The 20977-nt window shown below is 43.5% G+C and carries 12 protein-coding genes; 9 read left to right on the top strand and 3 right to left on the bottom strand.

Annotated features, from left to right (window positions below):
* Positions 1-83 precede the first annotated feature (83 nt).
* The 3 genes from AB4407_RS04065 to AB4407_RS04075 are packed head-to-tail and all read right to left on the bottom strand — an operon-like array spanning position 84 to position 5880.
* Positions 84-2741: an MlaD family protein gene (locus AB4407_RS04065; protein WP_372118901.1), complete on the bottom strand. Its 2658-nt coding sequence runs from the start codon at positions 2739-2741 to the stop codon at positions 84-86.
* Entirely contained in the window at positions 2728-4029 is a 1302-nt protein-coding gene (locus AB4407_RS04070) for a PqiA/YebS family transporter subunit (protein WP_372118904.1), read from the bottom strand. The genes AB4407_RS04065 and AB4407_RS04070 overlap by 14 nt, the downstream gene beginning before the upstream one ends.
* A 54-nt stretch (positions 4030-4083) precedes the next feature.
* Complete coding sequence (locus AB4407_RS04075; protein ID WP_372118906.1) at positions 4084-5880, bottom strand: ABC transporter ATP-binding protein; 1797 nt, start codon at positions 5878-5880, stop codon at positions 4084-4086.
* A gap of 89 nt (positions 5881-5969) precedes the next feature.
* On the opposite strand from AB4407_RS04075, the gene AB4407_RS04080 reads away from it, so the two are divergent.
* The 9 genes from AB4407_RS04080 (at position 5970) to AB4407_RS04120 (ending at position 20670) form a co-directional block, all read left to right on the top strand.
* Positions 5970-6461: a GAF domain-containing protein gene (locus AB4407_RS04080; protein WP_372118909.1), complete on the top strand. Its 492-nt coding sequence runs from the start codon at positions 5970-5972 to the stop codon at positions 6459-6461.
* A 97-nt stretch (positions 6462-6558) separates the two neighbouring features.
* On the top strand, positions 6559-7182 hold the full coding sequence (proQ, locus tag AB4407_RS04085) for an RNA chaperone ProQ (RefSeq protein WP_009846654.1): 624 nt from the start codon (positions 6559-6561) through the stop codon (positions 7180-7182).
* A gap of 17 nt (positions 7183-7199) precedes the next feature.
* On the top strand, positions 7200-9194 hold the full coding sequence (gene prc, locus AB4407_RS04090) for a carboxy terminal-processing peptidase (RefSeq protein WP_372118913.1): 1995 nt from the start codon (positions 7200-7202) through the stop codon (positions 9192-9194).
* Between the two features lie 274 nt (positions 9195-9468).
* Positions 9469-10152, top strand: coding sequence for a hypothetical protein (locus tag AB4407_RS04095; protein ID WP_012603881.1), 684 nt, complete (start codon positions 9469-9471; stop codon positions 10150-10152).
* Between the two features lie 218 nt (positions 10153-10370).
* On the top strand, positions 10371-12977 hold the full coding sequence (pepN, locus tag AB4407_RS04100; RefSeq protein ID WP_372118916.1) for an aminopeptidase N: 2607 nt from the start codon (positions 10371-10373) through the stop codon (positions 12975-12977).
* Positions 12978-13198: 221 nt separating this feature from the next.
* Positions 13199-13417, top strand: coding sequence for a DUF2835 domain-containing protein (locus AB4407_RS04105; protein WP_004733645.1), 219 nt, complete (start codon positions 13199-13201; stop codon positions 13415-13417).
* Between the two features lie 228 nt (positions 13418-13645).
* Positions 13646-18487 carry an NAD-glutamate dehydrogenase gene (locus AB4407_RS04110; protein ID WP_372118918.1) on the top strand — a complete coding sequence of 1614 codons (4842 nt, stop codon included), beginning with the start codon at positions 13646-13648 and terminating at the stop codon, positions 18485-18487.
* Between the two features lie 345 nt (positions 18488-18832).
* Positions 18833-19843, top strand: coding sequence for a quinone-dependent dihydroorotate dehydrogenase (pyrD, locus tag AB4407_RS04115; protein WP_017099304.1), 1011 nt, complete (start codon positions 18833-18835; stop codon positions 19841-19843).
* Positions 19844-20115: 272 nt separating this feature from the next.
* Positions 20116-20670, top strand: a complete 555-nt coding sequence (locus AB4407_RS04120) for a cell division protein ZapC (protein WP_017099303.1) — start codon at positions 20116-20118, stop codon at positions 20668-20670.
* Positions 20671-20977: the final 307 nt, after the last annotated feature.

Below are 20977 nucleotides of genomic sequence, written 5' to 3' on the forward strand. Positions count from 1 at the left end.
ATATTTATAGCAAACAACAAAAATGCAGCCGAATGGCTGCATTTTGATGAAGAATTAATCTTCCTGGAATGTCAGGGGATTCACTATGGGCGAGGAATCGCAGTTCTCCATGACTTCCACTCATCTTCGGCTTTAGGATAGAGGTAGAAAGACTGATCTTCGCTTGCCACTGGTTGAAGTTCATTCGTCGGTGGCGTTGAGAATGTAATACCACCTCGTAATAAACTGTCTACCGTTCCAGCTTTGATGTTTGCGCCTGACAGACCGATAGAGACATCGACGCCCGATACGTTCCAGAACACAGTGTTTGCGCGGATTAGGTAGGCATAGTCTGGCTCGATTTGAATTGTAGAGATGATACGGTCAGCAAACTCGCCTAGCTGAACATCGATAACACTGCCGATTTCTAGCTCACGGAATAGGATAGGTGTGCCTTCAGATACCGAGCCTCGCGTTTCGCTTTGTAGCTGGAATATCTTACCTTCAGGCTGCACTGGTCCTTTGCTGAGCTTAAATTTCGTGTTTCTTTCGCCTTTGCCAGGATCTACATTTATGTGCTTAGAGAGCAGCGCAGAGACGTTTTTGATGCCGTTAAGGCCAATCTCAGGTTCAGCCAACCAGAAGTGACTGTTCGCCACCGCAATCTTGTCGACGTACTCTGGTAAAATACGCGCAGTAATTTCAATACCGCCCTTGTTGAAGTTCGGAATCACCAAAGTAACCTCACCAACAGTGACACCTTGATATTTGATCGCCATGCCCTTGCTGACTTCTTGATCGCCGGAAGAGGTGATGGTAATCGCGCGGCCAAATTTTCGAGCGGATTTCGAATCTTTATAAAGCTTCCACACATCGCCGAGTTTGTTGTCGATTCCCGGCAGAGAGTCAAAAGCAATACCGCCTTGGATAAGGGTTTTAACCGGTGCAGCTTTAATACTTATACCCGATAGCGACGCATCAACCTCAACGCCTGAACGGTTCCAGAAAACGGTATGTTTATTGAGTAAGTGCGTGTAACGATTTTCGATCGTGACCTTAATTCTTACGCCACCGTCTGCAAGCTGAAAATCAGAAATACTACCCACTTGTAGGTTGCGGTAGAGTAGTGGGCTGCCTTTAGAAATTGATGGTAGTTCACTCGCAAACAACGAAAGCGTCTTTGAACCCGACTGATTAAACTTGGCGATTTCTGCTAACGATTTACTTTGGAAAAGCTGGTAATTCGTTCTAGCCTCAGATTTGCCTTCACTCACAAAGCTAATTGAGCCAGTAAGAAGCTGCTTCGCCGGCGGGACCGTAACACTCAGGCCTGATTCGGTTAGTTCTGCCGTCGCACTGCCTGTCACAAAGAAACGGTTGTGGCTTTTGATAAGGTGCGCGTATTCATTATCGATAAGTGCATCCATGAAGACTTCGTGTTTATCAGAGCCCGTCCCAACACCATCAACCAATCCCACATGGATGATAGAGCCAACAGCAATACCTTTGTAAAGAAGCTGTGTACCGACATCCAGCCCGAATGAATTGTTTGAGGTTAAGCGAATCGCGACCGACTTTTCTTGTTCCTGACTGAACTCGTTTTTACGGATCGCAGTAAATCGACGCGCTTTTTCACCTTCGCCTGGAACCAAGGTTAGAAAGTTGCCCGTGACTAAGTTGGCAATGTTTTTCATGCCAGTAAGTGATAGTTCAGCCTCTTCTAAAACGAATTGACTGCCGCTATTCAAAAAGTCACTGAATGCAGGCTGGATAGCGGCAGATGCAACGACGTTTTCGCGCCCTTCACTTAAGGATAAGTCAGTGATTTGACCGATTTCGATTCCTCGATACATGATCGGAGCACCCGTTGCACTGATCTTATTATCATCGGGAACGGCGATCTTGATCGAGATACCACGACCCGCTGTTTTCAAATCTGGGTAGAGCTTGAACTTGGTATTCATCTCAACCGGTTGGCCTTCTCCCGGAGAGTCGACCGCAATTGAACCGCCAAGCAGAGCACTGAGGCTTTCTAAGCGAACATCAACACCAGAAAAACCAATACTTGCACCCAAACCACTGACATTCCAAAAGCGGCTTTGGTCGGTGATGATATGGCTGTATTCGTCTTTAATCGACGCTTGAATCGTAACGGATTTAGCGTTGTCGTTTAGTTGGTAGTTGTAAACTTCACCAATTGGAATTTTGCGGTAAACGATTTGAGAACCAACAGACACACCGCCTAGATCTTTGGTCGTCAGTGAAATATTCAAACCTTCAGAAGCCAGTAAGTCGGAAGGGGATGATTCTAAGGCTTGGAAAACGGTTTCTGGGTCTTCTTTGGTTTCGCTCGGGTGTATAGCAATATAGTTACCTGAAACAAGAGCGTCTAACCCTGAGATACCCGACAAACTTGCCGTTGGCTTCACAAGCCAAAAACGAGTGCCTTTTGAGAGAAGCTTCTTAGCTTCTGGGTAGATGTCAGCATCAACGTAGATGCTCGATAAATCTTTGGACAAGGTGATGTCACGCACCATACCCACCTCTAAGCCTTGGTAACGAATCGTTGTTCGACCTGCGACTAAACCTGCGGCATCTGAGAAGTATATCTGCACACGTTGCCCAGCATCGTGTATCGATTTCATGACCAACCAACCGGCTAATGCAACGGTTAATATCGGTAGAATCCACAAAGGTGAGATGCCTTTGTTTTTCCTTACTTCTGGTGAATATGACGTTTGTGATTGGTTATCGTTGTTCATTCACTGACTCATCTTTAGAGGTGTAGTTATCCCAAATTAGCCTAGGATCTAAGCTTTCCGCTGCCAGCATCGTGAGAACAACTACGACGCCAAAAGCGACTGCACCATAACCTGGTGTAAAGTTTAAAATTTGTCCACGGTCGACCAAGGTCATCATGATCGAAATAACAAACAGGTCCATCACCGACCATTTCCCTACCCATTTCACAATGAAATAGATGGTCATGCGTTGTCTGTGGTAAACGGCGCGCTTCATCTTGATACAGATTAAGATGTACGCGAGGCCGAGTATTTTCGCGACGGGCACGACGATACTGGCAATGAAAATGATCGCTGCAATGCCGTACATATCGCTATTTATCAGCGACGCGACACCAGAAATTATTGTGTCTTCTAGCCTTTGTCCGTTTGTTATAAGGATAGAAATCGGAATAACGTTGGCTGGCACAATAGCCACTGATGCGGCAAACAGCAGAGCCCATGTCTTCTGTATAGAGTAGGGCTTGCGGTGGTATAAGTCATGGTGACAACGCACGCAAGTATGTCCATCCGGTTGAGATAGGTGGCAGTTGTGACAGTGTATGTTCTTACTTTCAGCAAAAGAGTAGTCAGATTCTTTTGCCCAAGCTTCCCAGTAGCGACGCACACTGATACGGCTTACCAATAATACGCTGAAAAGTTGCAGAAGAATCAGGCCAACCAATCCTGGGCCTACAAAAATATCTGAGTAATCTTGCAGTTTGAAACATGAGACCGCCAAACTTACCAGAAACACATCCAACATCATCCAATGTTTGAGGGTCTGAATAATGGCTAATGCATAGCGAAAGGGTGTGAAGATCTTAAAACGCAGTGATACATGGGTGATGAGCACCGAGCTACATACAAGCAACGGAGCGATCGAACTGCAGAACAGAATCAGCAAACCAAGCAAAGGGAAACCTTCGCCCATTAAGGTAAAGACGCCGGATGGTAAAGTCGCGGGTATCATGACACCAATCAAGCGAATACTGATGAATTCGAAAAAGTGCGATGGGATAAATAGCAATAAACAAGTGACAGCGATTGCTAGGTTTCCAGACAGGCTAGGGGTGCCGCCTCTATAAAGCTGAGTACCGCATCTAGGGCAGTAAGCGGATTTCCCCAAAGGGATGTCCATTTTATCAACGGGAAGTTCGCAGCCCTGACAAAGACGTACAGAGCTACTATCGCACTGGTGTTGAGTCGATAACTGCTGCTTAGTTGATGAAGAGTTGGTAACGGATGGGGAGGTCACGCGACCTCCCAAGTTAAAGCGTCAGTCAGGCTAGATGCCCGACTTAAAGACTTAGGAGCACAAACATCAGGCGTGCGATTGCACACTGCCGTAGAGTGTTTGATAAAGTCCTTGTTGTTCAACCAATTCACCATGTGTTCCCGTCTGTGTGACTTGACCATCTTCTAAAACATAGATTAGATCGGCCTGTTTCACCGCTGATAAGCGATGAGCCACTATCAAAGTTGTGCGATCTTTCAAAAACTCGCTCAGTGCTTTATGCAGTGCTGACTCTGTGGCTGTATCCAGTGCGGAGGTCGCTTCATCTAGAATAACAAACTTAGGATTGCTCAGCACCATACGAGCTATTGCTAAGCGTTGTCGTTGACCGCCAGACAGTCGGACGCCATTCCTACCAATCTGTGTATCTAAGCCATTGCTGAGTTGCTTGATGACATCTTGCATTTGAGAGACTTCAAGCGCACGCCACAACGACATTTCATCGTATTCAGCACCAAGGGTCAGATTATGCCTTAATGTATCGTTAAAAAGTATAGGTTGTTGTAAAACAACGGCAATTTGACTGCGTATCACATCAAAACTGATGTCGTCGGTGGTTTCACCGTTATAGCGAATGCATCCAGAGTCCGCTTGATAAACACCAATCAGTAATTGGATTAACGTAGATTTACCACCACCACTCGCACCCACCAAAGCGACTTTCTTACCTGCTGGAATGTGCAGCGATAGCCTATTTAAAACAGTGTTTTCTAATGTGTAAGAGAATGTAACCTCTTCAATGTCGACTGTCACTTCTTGATCTTCATCAAATGGGTTCACTTTACTGATAGGGCGCTTCTCTTCTTCTAACTGAAGAAGGTCGTTGATGCGCTGAAGTGCTGCTTTTGCGCTATACCAAGAGAATTGAATCCCTAACAGCTCTTGAACCGGGCCTAACATAAACCATAAGTAGCCGAAGACTGCGAAAATCTGGCCAATCGTTAAGTCACTGAATAACACCATTAGCATCGCGACGGCACGGAAAAGCTCGAAACCTAATAAGAACAGCAGAAACGAAACACGTCCCGCAGCTTCCGACTGCCAAGCGTATTTGTCTGCATCGACTCTCACTTGGTTTGCTTGAACCTTAAGTTCATCGAGAAAGATACGTTCCTTGTTTGCCGCACGCAGTTGGTAAATACCGTCTAAGGTTTCGACTAAACGGTTTTGAAAGCGTTCGAAAGATTGGTTCTCATACTTTTTAAGGTGTTTGACTCTGCTACCTAGTTTACGGGAGAAATAAATTACAACAGGATTGACCAGTAAAATGAACAGTCCTAAACGCCACTCTAACCATAGCAACACGATAGCGGTACCGAAAACGGTTAAGAAGCTGATGATAAATTTAGAAAGGGTCGAACCAATGAACTTATCTATTGTTTCTATGTCTGTTATCAGGTGAGCGTTAATACCGCCGCTGCCTTTGGTCTCGTATTGTCTAATACTAATGCGGCCAAGCTTATCTATCATCTTGCTGCGCATTTGATAGGTAATGGTTTTGGAGACGAGAGTAAACTGACGTCCTTGTAGAATGTTCAACGCTTGGCTAACAGTACGCATGATTATGACTAACAGCAAAGTCAGTGCAATATAGCCAGTGGGTGTCTGCAACGATGTTGGAAGTAGATGGTTCATCATCTCTAAGCCAGAAGCCGGCTTATCAAGTAATACTTCATCAACCATTAATGGCATGAGCAACGGGATAGGGACACTAATGAGAGTTGCAAATATGGCAATAATGTTAGCAAACAGTAATTTGGACTTGTGTTTTTTTACTTGAGTTATTAACCAAGAACGGCTAATAGTGTCTTCTGAATTGGTCATTGTAATGAGAATAAGTCCTATTTAGTTTGATGGCCGCATTTTACTGCGTTCTCTTGATAATGGAAGTCTCAATTTAATTGGAAGTTAATATGAAAATAGAACATTACCAACGCTTAACCAAACAAGCCGTTGCATTAATTGAATCAGAACCCGATCTAACTGCTAATCTAGCTAATATCAGCTCATTATTATTCATGGAGTTGGATGAATTAAATTGGGCTGGTTTCTATTTAATGAAGCAGGATCAAGCTAAGGAAAAAGATGAACTTGTGCTTGGCCCATTCCAAGGTCAACCGGCTTGTGTTCGAATTCCGGTTGGGCGTGGTGTGTGTGGAACTGCGGTCGCGACGAATACAGTTCAGCGCATTCATGATGTTCATGAATTCGAAGGACACATCGCTTGTGACGCTGCAAGTAACTCAGAAATCGTTATACCATTTTCGATTGGTGGAAAAATAGCGGGCGTTCTTGATATCGATAGCCCAAATGTTGGCCGTTTTTCTCAAATTGACGAGGACGGACTAACATTTTTCATGGCAGAAGTGGAAAAGCTGCTTAATTCGCACGCGAACAAGGCATAAATTATTCTCTTACTGTGGTTTTTCCCAAGCATCTCTCTATAATACGTAAAAATATTTTCTTAATGCTCGCGGAAAACCGCAAAAACCAGGAACCCACATGGAAAACACTGAAAAGTTAAAAAACAGCAAAGAAGTTATCGCATATGTTGCTGAATGTTTCCCTAAATGCTTTACTCTAGAAGGTGAAGCGAAACCACTTAAAATTGGTATTTTTCAAGATCTTGCTGAACGTCTAAATGAAGACGAAAAAGTAAGTAAGACTCAGCTTCGTGCAGCGTTAAGACAGTACACATCATCATGGCGTTACCTGCACGGCGTAAAAGCTGGTGCAGAACGTGTTGACCTAGACGGTAACGTTTGTGGCACATTAGAAGAAGAGCACGTTGAACACGCTAAAGCGACACTTGCAGAAAGCAAAGCGAAAGTTCAGGCTCGTCGTAAAGAACAAGCACAGAAAGCTCGCGACGAAGGCAAAGCGAAAGCTAAAGCGAAGAAAGCTCAACAGCCTCGTCGTCAAGCGCCTAAAGCACCGAAAGTAGAAAAGCCTGTAGAAACACGCGCTTTGAACGCCGATGAATTTATCACTGGTAAAGAAGTAAATGTGAACATGGGTACGGGAAACATGGCTGCGACCATTGTTGAAATCAATAAGGAAGATGTGCGTGTTCAGTTAGCAAACGGCCTACAAATGGTTGTTAAAGCGGAGCACTTGCGCGCTTAAAGGAGATACTCCTACGCATGAAATGCCGTTCAAAATTGACACTGATTGCTGCTAGCTTTTTGCTAGCAGCTTCAGCTCAGGCTCTTGAAGCCAAATTAAATCAGGACGATTTACCTCTACTCGCTCCTGAGGTTCAACACGAAACTGCTAGTAAACGTGTTACTTCTCGATTTACTCGTTCCCACTATAAACACTTCAATCTCAACGATGATTTCTCTCAAGCTATCTTTAATCGTTACTTAGAGATGCTGGATTATAACCGTAATATCTTCACTCAAGCTGATATTGATTCTTTCGCTACTTCATCTAAACAAATTGATGATCAGCTGAAAGCCGGTAATAACCAAATTGCATTCGATGTTTATAATTTGTCCATGCAGAAGCGTTTTGAACGTTTCCAATATGCGCTGTCTTTACTAGATACTGAGATTAAGTTTGATATTGATGAAAGTATTGAGCTCAATCGTAGCGAAGCGGAATGGCCAAAAGATATCGCTGAAGTGAATGAGCTTTGGAGGAAGCGCGTTAAATACGACGCGTTGAATCTAAAACTTACAGGTAAAGAGTGGCCAGAGATTCAAGAAGTTTTGGAAAAGCGTTACAACAATGCGATGAAGCGTATTACGCAATCGCACAACGAAGATGCTTTCCAAATCTACATGAACGCATTCGCGCGAGAAGTTGATCCGCACACCAGTTACCTTTCTCCAAGAAATGCAGAGCAATTCCAATCCGAGATGAATCTATCTCTAGAAGGTATTGGTGCTGTACTTCAGATGACAGACGACTACACCGTTATTCGATCTTTAGTTGCTGGTGGCCCTGCGTCAAATAGCAAACAATTGAGCGATGGCGACCGTATTGTTGGAGTTGGTCAAGATGGTGAAGAGATTGTTGATGTTATCGGCTGGCGTTTAGACGATGTAGTGCAATTAATTAAAGGACCGAAAGGGACTAAAGTTAAGCTACAGATCTTGCCAGACGGTAAAGATGTAAAAAGTCACGTTGTCACAATTGTACGCGATAAGATTCGTTTAGAAGACCGCGCTGTTAAGTCAGAAGTTATCGAGAAAGATGGCAAGAAGATTGGTGTACTAGAAGTACCAAGCTTCTATGTTGGTCTTTCTAAAGATACCGATAAACTGATCACCGAGCTTAAAGAGCAAGGTGTTGAAGGTATTATTGTTGATCTGCGAAACAACGGTGGTGGTGCACTCACTGAAGCAACTGAACTCTCTGGTTTGTTTATCAAAGAGGGACCCGTTGTTCAAGTTCGTGATAGCTACGGTCGTGTAAAAGTGAACAGTGATACTGACGGCGAAATTAGTTACCAAGGTCCATTAACGGTATTGGTAAATCGCTACAGTGCTTCAGCATCTGAGATCTTTGCGGCAGCGATGCAAGATTATGGTCGTGCTATCATCCTTGGTGAAAACTCTTTCGGTAAAGGAACGGTGCAACAACACCGCTCTTTGAATCATATTTATGATTTGTTCGATAAAGAGTTGGGTTACGTTCAATACACCATCCAGAAATTCTACCGAATCAATGGTGGTAGTACGCAAAACAAGGGCGTAGTGCCTGATATTGCTTACCCAACGGCAATTGATCCAGCAGATACTGGTGAAAGTGTTGAAGACAATGCTCTACCTTGGGACAGCATTGATAAAGCTAATTACTCAGTGTTACAGCGTAACGGTGAGCAAGTTGCTGCTTTGACCGCTCAACACCAAGCTCGTATTGCAACAGACATGGAGTTTGGCTTTATCGCGCAAGATATTGAAAAATATAAGGCTGATAAAGATGATAACGACCTTTCTTTGAATGAAAAGGTACGTCAGCAAGAGAGCGATGATGCGGATGTGCTTCGTCTAGATCGTATCAATCAACGTCAAAAAGCCGCTAAGTTAGAGGCATTTAAAACGTTGGATGATATCCCTAAAGACTACGAAGCCCCAGATGCTTATCTTGATGAATCAGTTGCTATCATGCTGGATATGATCAAGAAATAAACAGAATGCCTGTTAAAAGGTGATTGTTTAAAGACGTACTATTTAAAAAGCGAGTTTAGGCTCGCTTTTTTGTGTCTATGATTTGACAGGAATATCTGATTGTAACCGTTGAGATTGTCGTAAAGAGCACGCAATATTAAGGGGCATTTAGCTCTGTTTTTCGTTAAATAATGACATTTAAGTTACTTCGCACTTAAAATTTAGTGACTTGGATCATATTTTTTCGCTTTCTAATCATTACGAGCCTAAGCTTAAAGAAAACGAGGGGGCGCGTATGAAATGGATTCTACTATTTTTATCTTGTTTAAGTTTTGTTGCTTTTGGGAGTGAGGTCGCTTCAAGCGAGCAGCAATCAAAAAGTGACAGCAATCTATCTCATTTTGACCTTCCTTTACTGCTTGGTGATTGGTATTTGATGAACCCAGATCCTGAACAAGGTACTGAAAATTTTAGAGCGATAAAGCTAACGCTTGATTCAAATTATTCATTCTCCATTGATATTCAAAAGAAAGACTACAGTGTCGACCATTGGGAAGGCTTGTATAACGCCAATGAAGATACCATTATTTTGGGTTTAAACACCTCTGAACCTCAAGTTTACGCCTATAGTAGTAATCATAATATGTTGAACCTCAACGGTGTCATGTTTACAAAAGCCTTGCCGAATGCACTGGCAGGTATTTGGTCGAGTGCTGAGCTTTCAGGTAGCGACCTGCGCGCGAGTAACATTCAAAAAATGGATTTAGTGCTTCAACCTGACTTTGTATTTATGTTCAGAGTGTCCGATGAAGTGGGGAGTGAAGTTGTTCGTCGAGGGGTGTATTACACAGAAGGCGATCAATTGGTGCTTCTGTATGAAAATGGCGAGCATGGCACTCGTTACACATTAAACAGCGACGTCTTGACGCTTCAAGGTGAAGAAGGCGACATGTTTGCAGTACTCAATCGTATTCGATAATGACGAGTTGGATGCGCAAAGTCAGGCTTGTTGATAATATGGCTCACAGTTCATTAATTAGCCGTTCCTTTCTGATTTGGTTGATAAAATAGCAAAACATGGAGGCGTTTTACTACAATGCCTCCTTTTTTCAATATTCCCCTTGTGTTCTTGGCCCTCAACCTTTAGATATATACAGTTAAAATACAATTACGTATAACGATCAAAAGGAACCCGTTATGGCACATACACCTCAAGCCAAGTATCGTAAAGATTATCAATCACCATCTCACACTATTTCTCAAATCGATCTTACTTTCGATTTGTACGATTCAGCGTCCATCATTACGGCGGTGTCTAGTGTTAAGCAAGAGAAAGATAGTTCGACCTTAGTACTTGATGGTGAAGGCTTGAAGCTGGTTTCTGTTTTAGTAGAAGGTCAAGAGTGGACGCAATATGAGCAATCTGAAACTCAACTAACACTAAGCGGACTACCGAAAGATTTCACACTCACGATCGTGACGGAAGTAAACCCTGAAGGGAATAGTGCACTGGAAGGTTTGTATAAGTCGGGTGGCGCATTCTGTACTCAGTGTGAAGCTGAAGGTTTCCGCCGTATTACTTACTACATGGATCGCCCAGATGTGTTGGCGAAATTCACGACAACAGTCATTGCAGACAAATCTGAAAACCCATTCTTACTAAGTAATGGTAACCGTGTAGATGAAGGTGAAGCTGAAAACGGTCGTCACTGGGTGAAATGGCAAGACCCACATCCAAAACCAGCGTACTTGTTTGCTCTTGTTGCCGGTGATTTTGATGTACTTCGTGACGCTTACACGACTCAATCAGGCCGCAAAGTTGATCTAGAAATCTTTGTCGACAAAGGCAATTTAGACCGTGCGAACCACGCGATGGTTTCTTTAATTAACTCAATGAAGTGGGACGAAGAGCGTTTCAATCTTGAATACGACCTAGATATCTACATGATCGTAGCCGTTGATTTCTTCAACATGGGTGCGATGGAAAATAAAGGTCTAAACGTATTCAACTCTAAGTTTGTTTTAGCAAACGACCAAACTGCAACGGATACAGATTACCTAGGTATTGAAGCGGTAATTGGCCATGAATACTTCCACAACTGGACCGGTAACCGAGTGACATGTCGCGATTGGTTCCAACTAAGCTTGAAAGAAGGCTTAACCGTATTCCGTGACCAAGAGTTCTCATCTGATCTTGGTTCTCGCGCAGTAAACCGAATCAACAATGTTCGTATTATTCGCGGGCCACAATTCGCTGAAGATGCAAGTCCAATGTCCCACCCAATTCGCCCTGAAAAAGTGATAGAAATGAACAACTTCTACACATTGACGGTATACGAAAAGGGCAGCGAAGTGATCCGAATGATCCACACATTGTTGGGTGAAGACGGCTTCCAAAAAGGCATGAAGCTTTACTTCGAACGTCACGATGGCACGGCTGCAACATGTGAAGATTTTGTAGCGGCAATGGAAGATGCATCGGGTGTTGACCTGTCTCAGTTCCGTTTATGGTACAGCCAATCTGGTACGCCGACGCTTTCTGTTGAAAGTCACTACGACGCAGACAAAAAAGAGTACACGTTAACCACTCGCCAAATAACGGCTCCAACTCATGAGCAAACGGAAAAGCAAGCTCTGCATATTCCTCTAGACATCGAGCTATACAACGCGTCGGGTGAAGTGATTGGGTTACAATGTAACGGCCAGCCAGTTCACAATGTACTTGATGTGAAAGAAGCGGTACAAACGTTCGTGTTTGAAAACGTTTCAGAGCAACCGATCCCATCGCTACTGCGTGAATTTTCTGCGCCAGTGAAACTGGAGTACGACTATTCGGATGAAGAACTTATCTTCTTGATGGTGAATGCTCGCAATGAATTTTCTCGTTGGGATGCGGGTCAAATGCTGCTAGCGAAATACATCCGTAGCAACGTAGATAACGTTCAACAAGGTCAAAAGTTTGAACTTTCTGCTTCTGTTGTTGATGCATTCCGCGGGGTATTGCTTAGTGATTCACTAGAACCTGCGTTTATTGCAGAAATGCTTTCTCTTCCAAGTCATAACGAAGTGTCGGGTTGGTATGAGCGCGTTGATATTGATGCGGTCGCATCTGTTCTTAACTCAATGAAAGTAACACTAGCTGCAGAACTTGAAGACGAGTTAGCAGCGGTTTATCACAGCCATGCATTAACAGAATACACGATCGATCACGATTCGATTGGTAAGCGTACTCTACGTAAAGTTTGTCTAAGTTACTTAGCGCATACTGAAAAGGGTAATGACTTGGTTGTTGCTATGTACCAACAAGCAAACAACATGACAGATACAATGGCTGCAATGGGCGCGGCGAACAGTGCGCAACTACCATGTCGTGAAACCTTGATGGCGGATTACAGCGACAAGTGGAAACACGATGGTCTTGTCATGGATAAGTGGTTTGCATTGCAAGGTTCAAACCCAAGTTCTAATGCACTTGAAGTGATCAAAGCGTCGATGTCGCACCAAGCGTTCAGCTTGAAGAACCCGAACCGTACTCGTAACTTGGTAGGTTCGTTCTTAAACATGAACCCGGTTCAATTCCACGCCAAGTCAGGACAAGGTTATGCGTTTGCGGGCGAGATCCTACGTGAATTGAACAGCAGCAACCCGCAAGTGGCTTCACGTTTGATTGACCCGCTACTTAAGTTCCGTAAGTACGATGATGAACGCCAAGCTCTAATCAAAAAAGAACTTGAGACGCTGAAGAACATGGACAACCTTGCAAAAGACTTATTCGAGAAAGTGGCAAAAGCACTAGAGGCTTAAGTCAGCCGCTTATTCAGGAAACTGTTCGATCATAAGCGGTTGGCTAATAAACAGTTTACTAGTAACGAAAAGTCATCAGTGGTAGAGAATATCTGCCACTGATTTTTTGTTTCTGGTTTATCGAATTTTCGATAAGCTAGAGCAGTTTCAAGTTAAGTTTCACTTTCAGACATCGTTAAGTGCCAAAAATCACCGGCACTGTATATGTATACAGGTATCGTATGAATCGCTATATTTTCCAACTTAACATCTCATATCAGCAGTTTTTGGCTAGCTACTCGGGTGCCGCAAGTAAAGTTCAAGTGATAACAACAACAGGGTTACGCTTACAGCTACCTGCAACTCGCTTCAGACCATTTCTTACACAAATAGGGGTTAGAGGACAGTTTAGGTTAACAACTGACCAAAAAAATAAGTTTATTAAGTTGGAAGCTCTGTAAAGCTTGGCGTGCCTAGTGAGTTAAAGGGAATCTTAATCACATAATCAAACATTTCACCTCTTACCACCTCTAAAACAATTAACTATTTATCAATAATGCTTTTACAATAAATGAATGCATTACCTTTGCTTAACTCGTTAGTAGTACTGGCCTTGAAGGCTTGATTCAAACGCTAGCTTAAGTAAGCCCCCTAATAATAAAATAAAATTCTAATTGTGGAGTGTGACTATGACCGCACGTGAAACTGTGGTTCCAGTTTTACTTGAAAAAGTTTACAAACTGATTCAAGACAAACTTGACCTTGCTCATCGACCTCTCGTAACTCAACTTGCTCAACACTTGTTTAGTAACGTTTCTCACGACGATCTAACTCAGAGAAACGAATCCGATTTATACGGTGCTGTAGTTAGCTTATGGCATCACATCAATGAAAAGAAAGCTGACCAAATCTCAGTTCGCGTTTTTAACCCGACAGTAAGTCGTCAAGGTTGGCAATCTACTCACACTATCGTAGAGATAGTCGTACCAGATAGCCCATTCCTTGTAGACTCTGTAAAAATGGCGCTGACTCGCCTAGACCTTTCTTCTCACCTTATGCTTCACAATCCAACACAAATCTCTCGCTCTGATAAGGGCAGTGTTGTCGGTGTTAGCAATAACGAAGGTGCATTCCAATCGCTTTTCCATATCGAAGTAGACCGTCTTAGCAGCAAAGCTGAAATGACAGCGCTCAAAACGGAACTACTGGATATCTTTACCGATACTGGTTTAGTCGTGAACGATTGGCTGAAGATGGTTGAAAAACTAGAGGAAGTAACGAATCAAGTTGAAAAGCAAAAAGAAAGCATTCCTGTAGACGGCCAACGTTTTGATGAGACGTTGGCGTTTCTTCGTTGGTTAGGCGAGCACAACTTTACGTTTATGGGCTACAAGGAATATGACCTTGTTTCTGTAAATGGCGACACAGAACTACAACCGACCAAGGAGCAAGGTCTTGGTTTGTTTGCGAATTCAGATCGTGTGCGTAACGTTAAGCTGTCTGAGTTTTCTGACTCGGCACGTTTAGAAGCGAAGAAACCGTATGTACTTATCGTAACCAAGGGCAACACGGCTTCACGCATTCACCGCCCAGCTTACAACGACTACATTGGTATTAAGAAATTTGATAAGAACGGTAAGGTCATTGGTGAGCACCGCTTTACTGGTCTTTACACTTCTGCCGTTTATAACCAAACCGTTGAAAGCATTCCTCTTGTTCGCGAGAAAGTAGAGCGTATCTTAGATGCGAGTGGTTACCGTGAGGGTTCATACTCTTACAAAGCACTGCACAATATTCTAGAAAACTATCCGCGTGATGAACTGCTTCAAGCTCGAGAAGAAGAATTGCTAGAAGTCGGTACTGGCGTAGTTCAAATGCAAGATCGCGATCTTCTGCGCTTGTTTGTTCGCAAAGACCCGTTTGGCCGTTTCTTTAGCTGCATGGTTTACGTAACCAAAGATCGTTACAACACCGAGCTTCGTCGTCAAACTCAACGCATCTTGAAGCAGTACTTTGGTTGTGAAGAAGAGGTCGAATTCACGACATACTTCTCTGAAAGCCCACTGGCAAGAACGCACTATATTGTTCGTGTTGATAACAACAACATGGATGTGGACGTGAAAACAATTGAGCAAAATTTAATGGAAGTATCGTCTACGTGGGATGACCGCCTGTCTGAATCAATCGTTGCTAACTTCGGTGAGAGCAAAGGTCTTCCGTTATCGAAAGAGTACATGCGTGCATTCCCACGTTCGTACAAAGAAGACATGATGCCTGGTTCTGCTGTTGCAGACATTGAGCGTCTAGAAGCACTAAGTGAAGACAACAAACTTGGCATGCTTTTCTACCGTCCTCAAGAAGAGGCTACCGACTCTAAAGCCGTTCGTTTGAAGCTGTTCTACCACAGTGATGAGCCGATTCACCTGTCTGATGTGATGCCAATGCTTGAAAACTTTGGCCTGCGCGTTATTGGTGAATCACCTTATGAAGTGCGTAAAACCAACGGGGTGACTTATTGGATCCTTGATTTCTCGATGCTGCATAAGAGTGACAAGACGATTGATCTTCGTGAAGCTCGCGATCTTTTCCAACAAGCCTTTGCGGCAATTTGGGAGGGTGAGTTAGACAGCGATGGTTTCAACCGCTTGGTATTGGGTGCGGGTCTTTCTGGTCGTGAAATCTCAATCTTACGTGCGTATGCGCGTTACATGCGTCAAGTGGGTTTCCCATTCAGCCAACAATACATTGAAGACACATTGTCTCATTACCCAGATCTAGCGAAAGGGTTAGTGAGTTTATTCGGCAAGCGTTTTGACCCTAAATTGAAAGGCAGCGCGAAAGGCCAACAAGATCTTATTAAGAAGATCACTGAACAGTTGGATCATGTAGAAAGCTTGGATGATGATCGTATCATTCGTCGCTACATGGAAATGATCACAGCAACGCTTCGTACTAACTACTACCAGTTAGACGACAACAAACAGTCTAAGCCTTGGTTGGCTCTGAAAATGAGACCAAGCGAGATCCCAGATATCCCAGCGCCGGTTCCTGCGTTTGAGATCTTCGTTTACGCACCAGACATTGAAGGTGTGCATCTACGTGGCGGTAAAGTCGCTCGTGGTGGTTTACGTTGGTCAGACCGTCAAGAGGATTTCCGTACTGAGATTCTAGGCCTAGTTAAAGCACAGCAAGTTAAGAACACAGTAATTGTACCGGTTGGTGCAAAAGGTGGTTTCGTTTGTAAGCGTCAACACACTATGTCTGGCCGAGACGAGATCTTCGCTGAAGGTCAACGTTGTTACAAGCGCTTCATCCGTGCACTACTAGACGTATCAGACAACATCATTGAAGGTGAGGTTATTCCACCTAAGAGCGTTGTTCGTCACGATGAAGATGACCCGTATTTGGTTGTTGCCGCCGATAAAGGTACCGCAACGTTCTCAGATCTAGCAAACTCAGTATCTGCTGAATACAACTTCTGGTTAGGCGATGCGTTTGCCTCTGGTGGTTCTAACGGTTACGACCATAAAGCCATGGGTATCACGGCGAAAGGTGGCTGGGAATCGGTTAAGCGTCACTTCCGTGAAATGGGCATCAACTGTCAAACAACGGACTTCACCGCTATCGGTGTCGGTGATATGGCGGGCGATGTATTTGGTAACGGCATGCTGTTGTCTAAGCATATTCGTATGCAAGCCGCGTTTAACCACATGCATATCTTCATTGACCCGAATCCAGAGTCGGCATCAAGCTGGGTAGAGCGTGAGCGCTTGTTTAATCTGCCTCGCTCAAGCTGGGAAGATTACAACAAAGACCTGATTTCTCAGGGTGGTGGCATCTTCTCTCGTCGAGCTAAGTCTATCTCTTTGACGCCTGAAATTCAGAAAATGCTGGGTACTAAGAAAGCATCAATGGCACCGAATGACTTGATCAAAGCGATCTTGTCTATGCAGGTTGATCTTCTTTGGAATGGCGGTATCGGTACATACGTTAAGTCTTCAAAAGAGACTCATACTGATGTTGGTGACCGTGCAAATGACGTGCTGCGTATCGATGGCCGTGACCTAAAAGCTAAGGTTGTAGGTGAAGGCGGTAACTTGGGTATGACTCAATTGGGTCGTATTGAATACGCGCTTACGGGCGGCCGAGTTAATACCGACTTTGTTGATAACGTTGGTGGTGTTGACTGTTCGGATAACGAAGTAAACATTAAGATCTTCTTGAATGGTTTGGTGTCTAGTGGTGATCTCACCGTTAAGCAACGTAACCAAGTGCTTGAATCGATGGAAGACGAAGTAGGTGAAATCGTACTAGACGACGCATATTGCCAAGCTGAATCTATTTCGGTTACTGAACATCAAGGAGTTGGCTTAGTAAAAGAGCAAATCCGCTTTATTCACACAATGGAGAAAGCAGGGTACTTGGATCGTGGTTTGGAATACATCCCAGATGACGAAACACTGGTTGAGCGTGAAAAGCAGGGCCAAGGCCTAACTAGACCAGAGCTTTCTGTACTTGTCGCTTACGGTAAAATGGTGTTGAAAGAAGATCTTGTTAGTGATGATATCGCTAATGATGAATTCCATGCTCAACAGCTTATGCAATACTTCCCAACAGCGTTACGTCGTAACTATTCTCAGCACATGGACAATCATCCACTACGTTCTGAAATCATTGCGACGGCACTGGCTAACCAAATGGTTAACGAGATGGGTTGTAACTTCGTTACTCGTCTGCAAGAAGAGACGGGCGCAAATATTGTTGATATTGCCAACGCTTACGCGGCATCACGTGAAATCTATGGTCTTGGCCATGTTCTGAAGAGCATTCGTGAACTGGACAATGTTTCAACTTCTGAAGCTCAATATGAATTGATCTACCATGTTCGCCGTACACTTCGTCGCTTGGCTCGTTGGTTGTTAAGAAACCGCACTGGTAAGCAGTCAGTGAAAGCACTGATTGAACTTTACCAAGGTGATGTTCTTACTATCACAGAGAAACTGGATGAAAACCTAGTGGCTTCTGAGGTAGAAGAGCATAACGCAATGGCACAATTATGGATTGACCAAGGTGTAAACGCTGAGTTAGCTAATTCAGTTGCGCGTTTGTCTAGTTTGTACTCAGCACTGGATATATCCACAGTGGCTCGTGAGACAGGTAAAACAGTACAACAAGCGTCTAAGCTTTACTTCAACCTTGGCGACCGTTTGTCTCTGCACTGGTTCTTGAAGCAAATCAATGGTCAAGCGGTAGATAACAACTGGCAAGCGCTGGCACGTGCAGCATTCAGAGAAGATCTGGATTGGCAGCAACGTCAGCTAACTGGCCAAGTGCTTAACTGCGGTTGTGCTTCAGACATCGATGTGATTAAAGCGCTTGATGATTGGATGGAAAGTAACTCTGTTTCTCTACATCGTTGGGAAAGCATCTTGAACGAATTCAAAGTGGGTTCGGTTCATGAGTTTGCCAAGTTCTCAGTAGCACTACGTGAATTGATGTTGTTAAATCTAAATTGCATGTCGACAGATTAGTGATTAGATAAAACGAAAGACATAAGGCAGGCCATAAGGTCTGCCTTTTTCGTTTCTATAAAGTGGCATCAATAGGTCTAATGATTTTTGACGGACCCACTTCTTTTGATGGACCCACTTCGTGGACACCTTGCTTGTTGTTAAAAGAGTGGGTGGCTGTAATATGGTGGAGACTAGAAATGAGTAAACTGACTGCAGAAACGATAACGTTTGCTTAATAAAGAACCTCATTCGCTAACAAACTCGATTATCTTACCCTTACAGACAGTAATAGATTGAATAGTTGGGTAAATAAGTAAATAATATCGCCCCGTTTACACGGGGCTTTTTTCTATCGGAGGCACAATGCTCTACCGTCTAGCCAGAACTGGCTTTTTCCAACTTGATGCCGAAAAGGCACATGATCTTGCAATTCAAAATTTCAAACGCTTCACAGGCACTCCTATTGATCTTTTGTATCGCCAACAATTACCTAATCGACCTGTAGAATGCATGGGTCTTACTTTTAAAAACCCAGTTGGCCTAGCGGCTGGCCTAGATAAAAACGGTGAATGTATTGATGCATTTGGCGCAATGGGTTTTGGTTTCGTTGAAGTAGGAACGGTAACTCCTCGTCCACAAGCCGGTAATGACAAACCACGTCTGTTCCGTCTTGTTGAAGCTGAAGGTATCATCAACCGCATGGGGTTCAATAACCTTGGCGTCGACAATCTTATTGAGAACGTTAAGAAGTCGAACTACGACGGCATCTTAGGTATCAACATCGGTAAGAACAAAGACACACCAATTGAAAAGGGCGCTGAAGATTACTTGATCTGTATGGAGAAGGTATATCAATACGCTGGTTACATTGCTGTGAACATCTCTTCACCAAATACTCCAGGACTTCGCTCTCTACAATACGGCGAAGCTCTAGACGATCTATTGTCTGAACTTAAAACGAAACAATCTGAACTAGAAGAGAAGCATGGTAAATATGTTCCTCTTGCTCTTAAGATTGCTCCGGATCTAAGTGATGACGAAATTAGCCAAATTTGTGAATCATTGATCAAAAATAAGATCGATGGTGTGATCGCAACAAACACAACATTGGATCGTTCAATCGTTGAAGGCATGAAACATTGCGATGAAGCGGGTGGCCTAAGTGGACGTCCGGTTCAATCTCGCAGTACTGAAGTGGTTCGTAAACTTCACGAAGAGTTGGGTGACCAATTACCGATCATCGGGGTAGGTGGCGTTGACTCTTACGTCGCTGCGAAAGAGAAAATGATGGCAGGCGCGAAGCTTGTACAAGTTTACTCTGGTTTCATCTACAAAGGCCCAGGTCTTGTAGGCGACATCGTTAAAAATTTATAGTCCCCGAAAACCAAAGCTTTTATAACCCCAGCTTTTATAAACCCAGAGCTTTTATAAACAGAGTTATCAAAAAGATGTGGTTATTTTAGGAAAGCTATAATTTGGCATCGTCTTACTAAAAGAGACACTGTAACTCACTGAGTTGTAGACAGAAGCGATAAGAAAGAGGAATTCATTTCCTCTTTTTTTTTGCCTATTGCTCAGTAAAATTACTGTAATTGAAGGTAATTTTGCGTTTTACCTAATGGAATGGTTCAACAGTGTGAGACGAAATGATGCTTAAACCTAGCGATACATGGAGTTGGTATTACGATGAGCAGCAATGTTCATTAATGCTAAACCTCGGAGAGGATATGATTTTCAAAACGAATCTGGTCCGCAATAAGCTGGTGGACTGCGCGTTTAGAGATAATGAATTCACCGTTGATGACGCATCTTCATACCAAACCTTCAAAGAACAAATTTCTGGCTTAGAACTGTCTGAGCCTCGCCAAGCTGAACTCGCACTATATTGTGTGGCAGCAAAGCGCTTCCACAAGCCTGTACAGCCTAAAAGCTGGTTCTTCGATTCACAAGGCGCTGGCCACGAATCTCCTCAAGAAGGGGATATCGTACAAATGAATAACGAGCATAGCCTAGGTTACTTCATTGTATTGGAAGTGGGAGAGTGTGCGAGCCTATGTGCATTTGTCGACTTAGAAGAGTTTCTGCTCACACCTTCAAAAGGGTTAAGTTTTGGAGACTCGATTAAGGTGATGCACGATAGGATGGTAGACGCGAACTCTATTCTTCATTTTCATCATACACATATTGCAATGGTCGGTTAATTCCCCCAGTTTAGTTCATCATTTCTAACACACATTGCAACGCATAAACCTATCAAACCTTCCTTAGAATCGGCTCAATAGCCGATTTTTTTGTGCCTAAAAAACCTCATCCAGATAAATACATCACCGCTTAACTATTTAATTAGTGAACTTGTGACTGTTTTTTCATCTTAATTTCTGCCTATTTTCATCGCCAGAAGTGTAAATTACCTCCCTTTATTCCCTGTTTTTGTGCTTTTGTAGCTAACTTTCAGCCTTAAATTGGGTTTGGTATATACCAGTATTAGGGTGAATATAAATTCACGCC

Origin of the sequence: Vibrio sp. 10N.261.46.E11 (assembly GCF_041472735.1) — a bacterium.
In the GTDB taxonomy this organism is placed as follows: domain Bacteria; phylum Pseudomonadota; class Gammaproteobacteria; order Enterobacterales; family Vibrionaceae; genus Vibrio.

Coding starts and splice junctions, on each gene's coding strand:
- AB4407_RS04065 (WP_372118901.1), bottom strand. CDS start 2,741: ATGAACAACGATAACCAATCACAAACGTCATATTCACCAGAAGTAAGG.
- AB4407_RS04075 (WP_372118906.1), bottom strand. CDS start 5,880: ATGACCAATTCAGAAGACACTATTAGCCGTTCTTGGTTAATAACTCAA.
- AB4407_RS04080 (WP_372118909.1), top strand. CDS start 5,970: ATGAAAATAGAACATTACCAACGCTTAACCAAACAAGCCGTTGCATTA.
- proQ (WP_009846654.1), top strand. CDS start 6,559: ATGGAAAACACTGAAAAGTTAAAAAACAGCAAAGAAGTTATCGCATAT.
- prc (WP_372118913.1), top strand. CDS start 7,200: ATGAAATGCCGTTCAAAATTGACACTGATTGCTGCTAGCTTTTTGCTA.
- AB4407_RS04095 (WP_012603881.1), top strand. CDS start 9,469: ATGAAATGGATTCTACTATTTTTATCTTGTTTAAGTTTTGTTGCTTTT.
- pepN (WP_372118916.1), top strand. CDS start 10,371: ATGGCACATACACCTCAAGCCAAGTATCGTAAAGATTATCAATCACCA.
- AB4407_RS04105 (WP_004733645.1), top strand. CDS start 13,199: ATGAATCGCTATATTTTCCAACTTAACATCTCATATCAGCAGTTTTTG.
- AB4407_RS04110 (WP_372118918.1), top strand. CDS start 13,646: ATGACCGCACGTGAAACTGTGGTTCCAGTTTTACTTGAAAAAGTTTAC.
- pyrD (WP_017099304.1), top strand. CDS start 18,833: ATGCTCTACCGTCTAGCCAGAACTGGCTTTTTCCAACTTGATGCCGAA.
- AB4407_RS04120 (WP_017099303.1), top strand. CDS start 20,116: ATGATGCTTAAACCTAGCGATACATGGAGTTGGTATTACGATGAGCAG.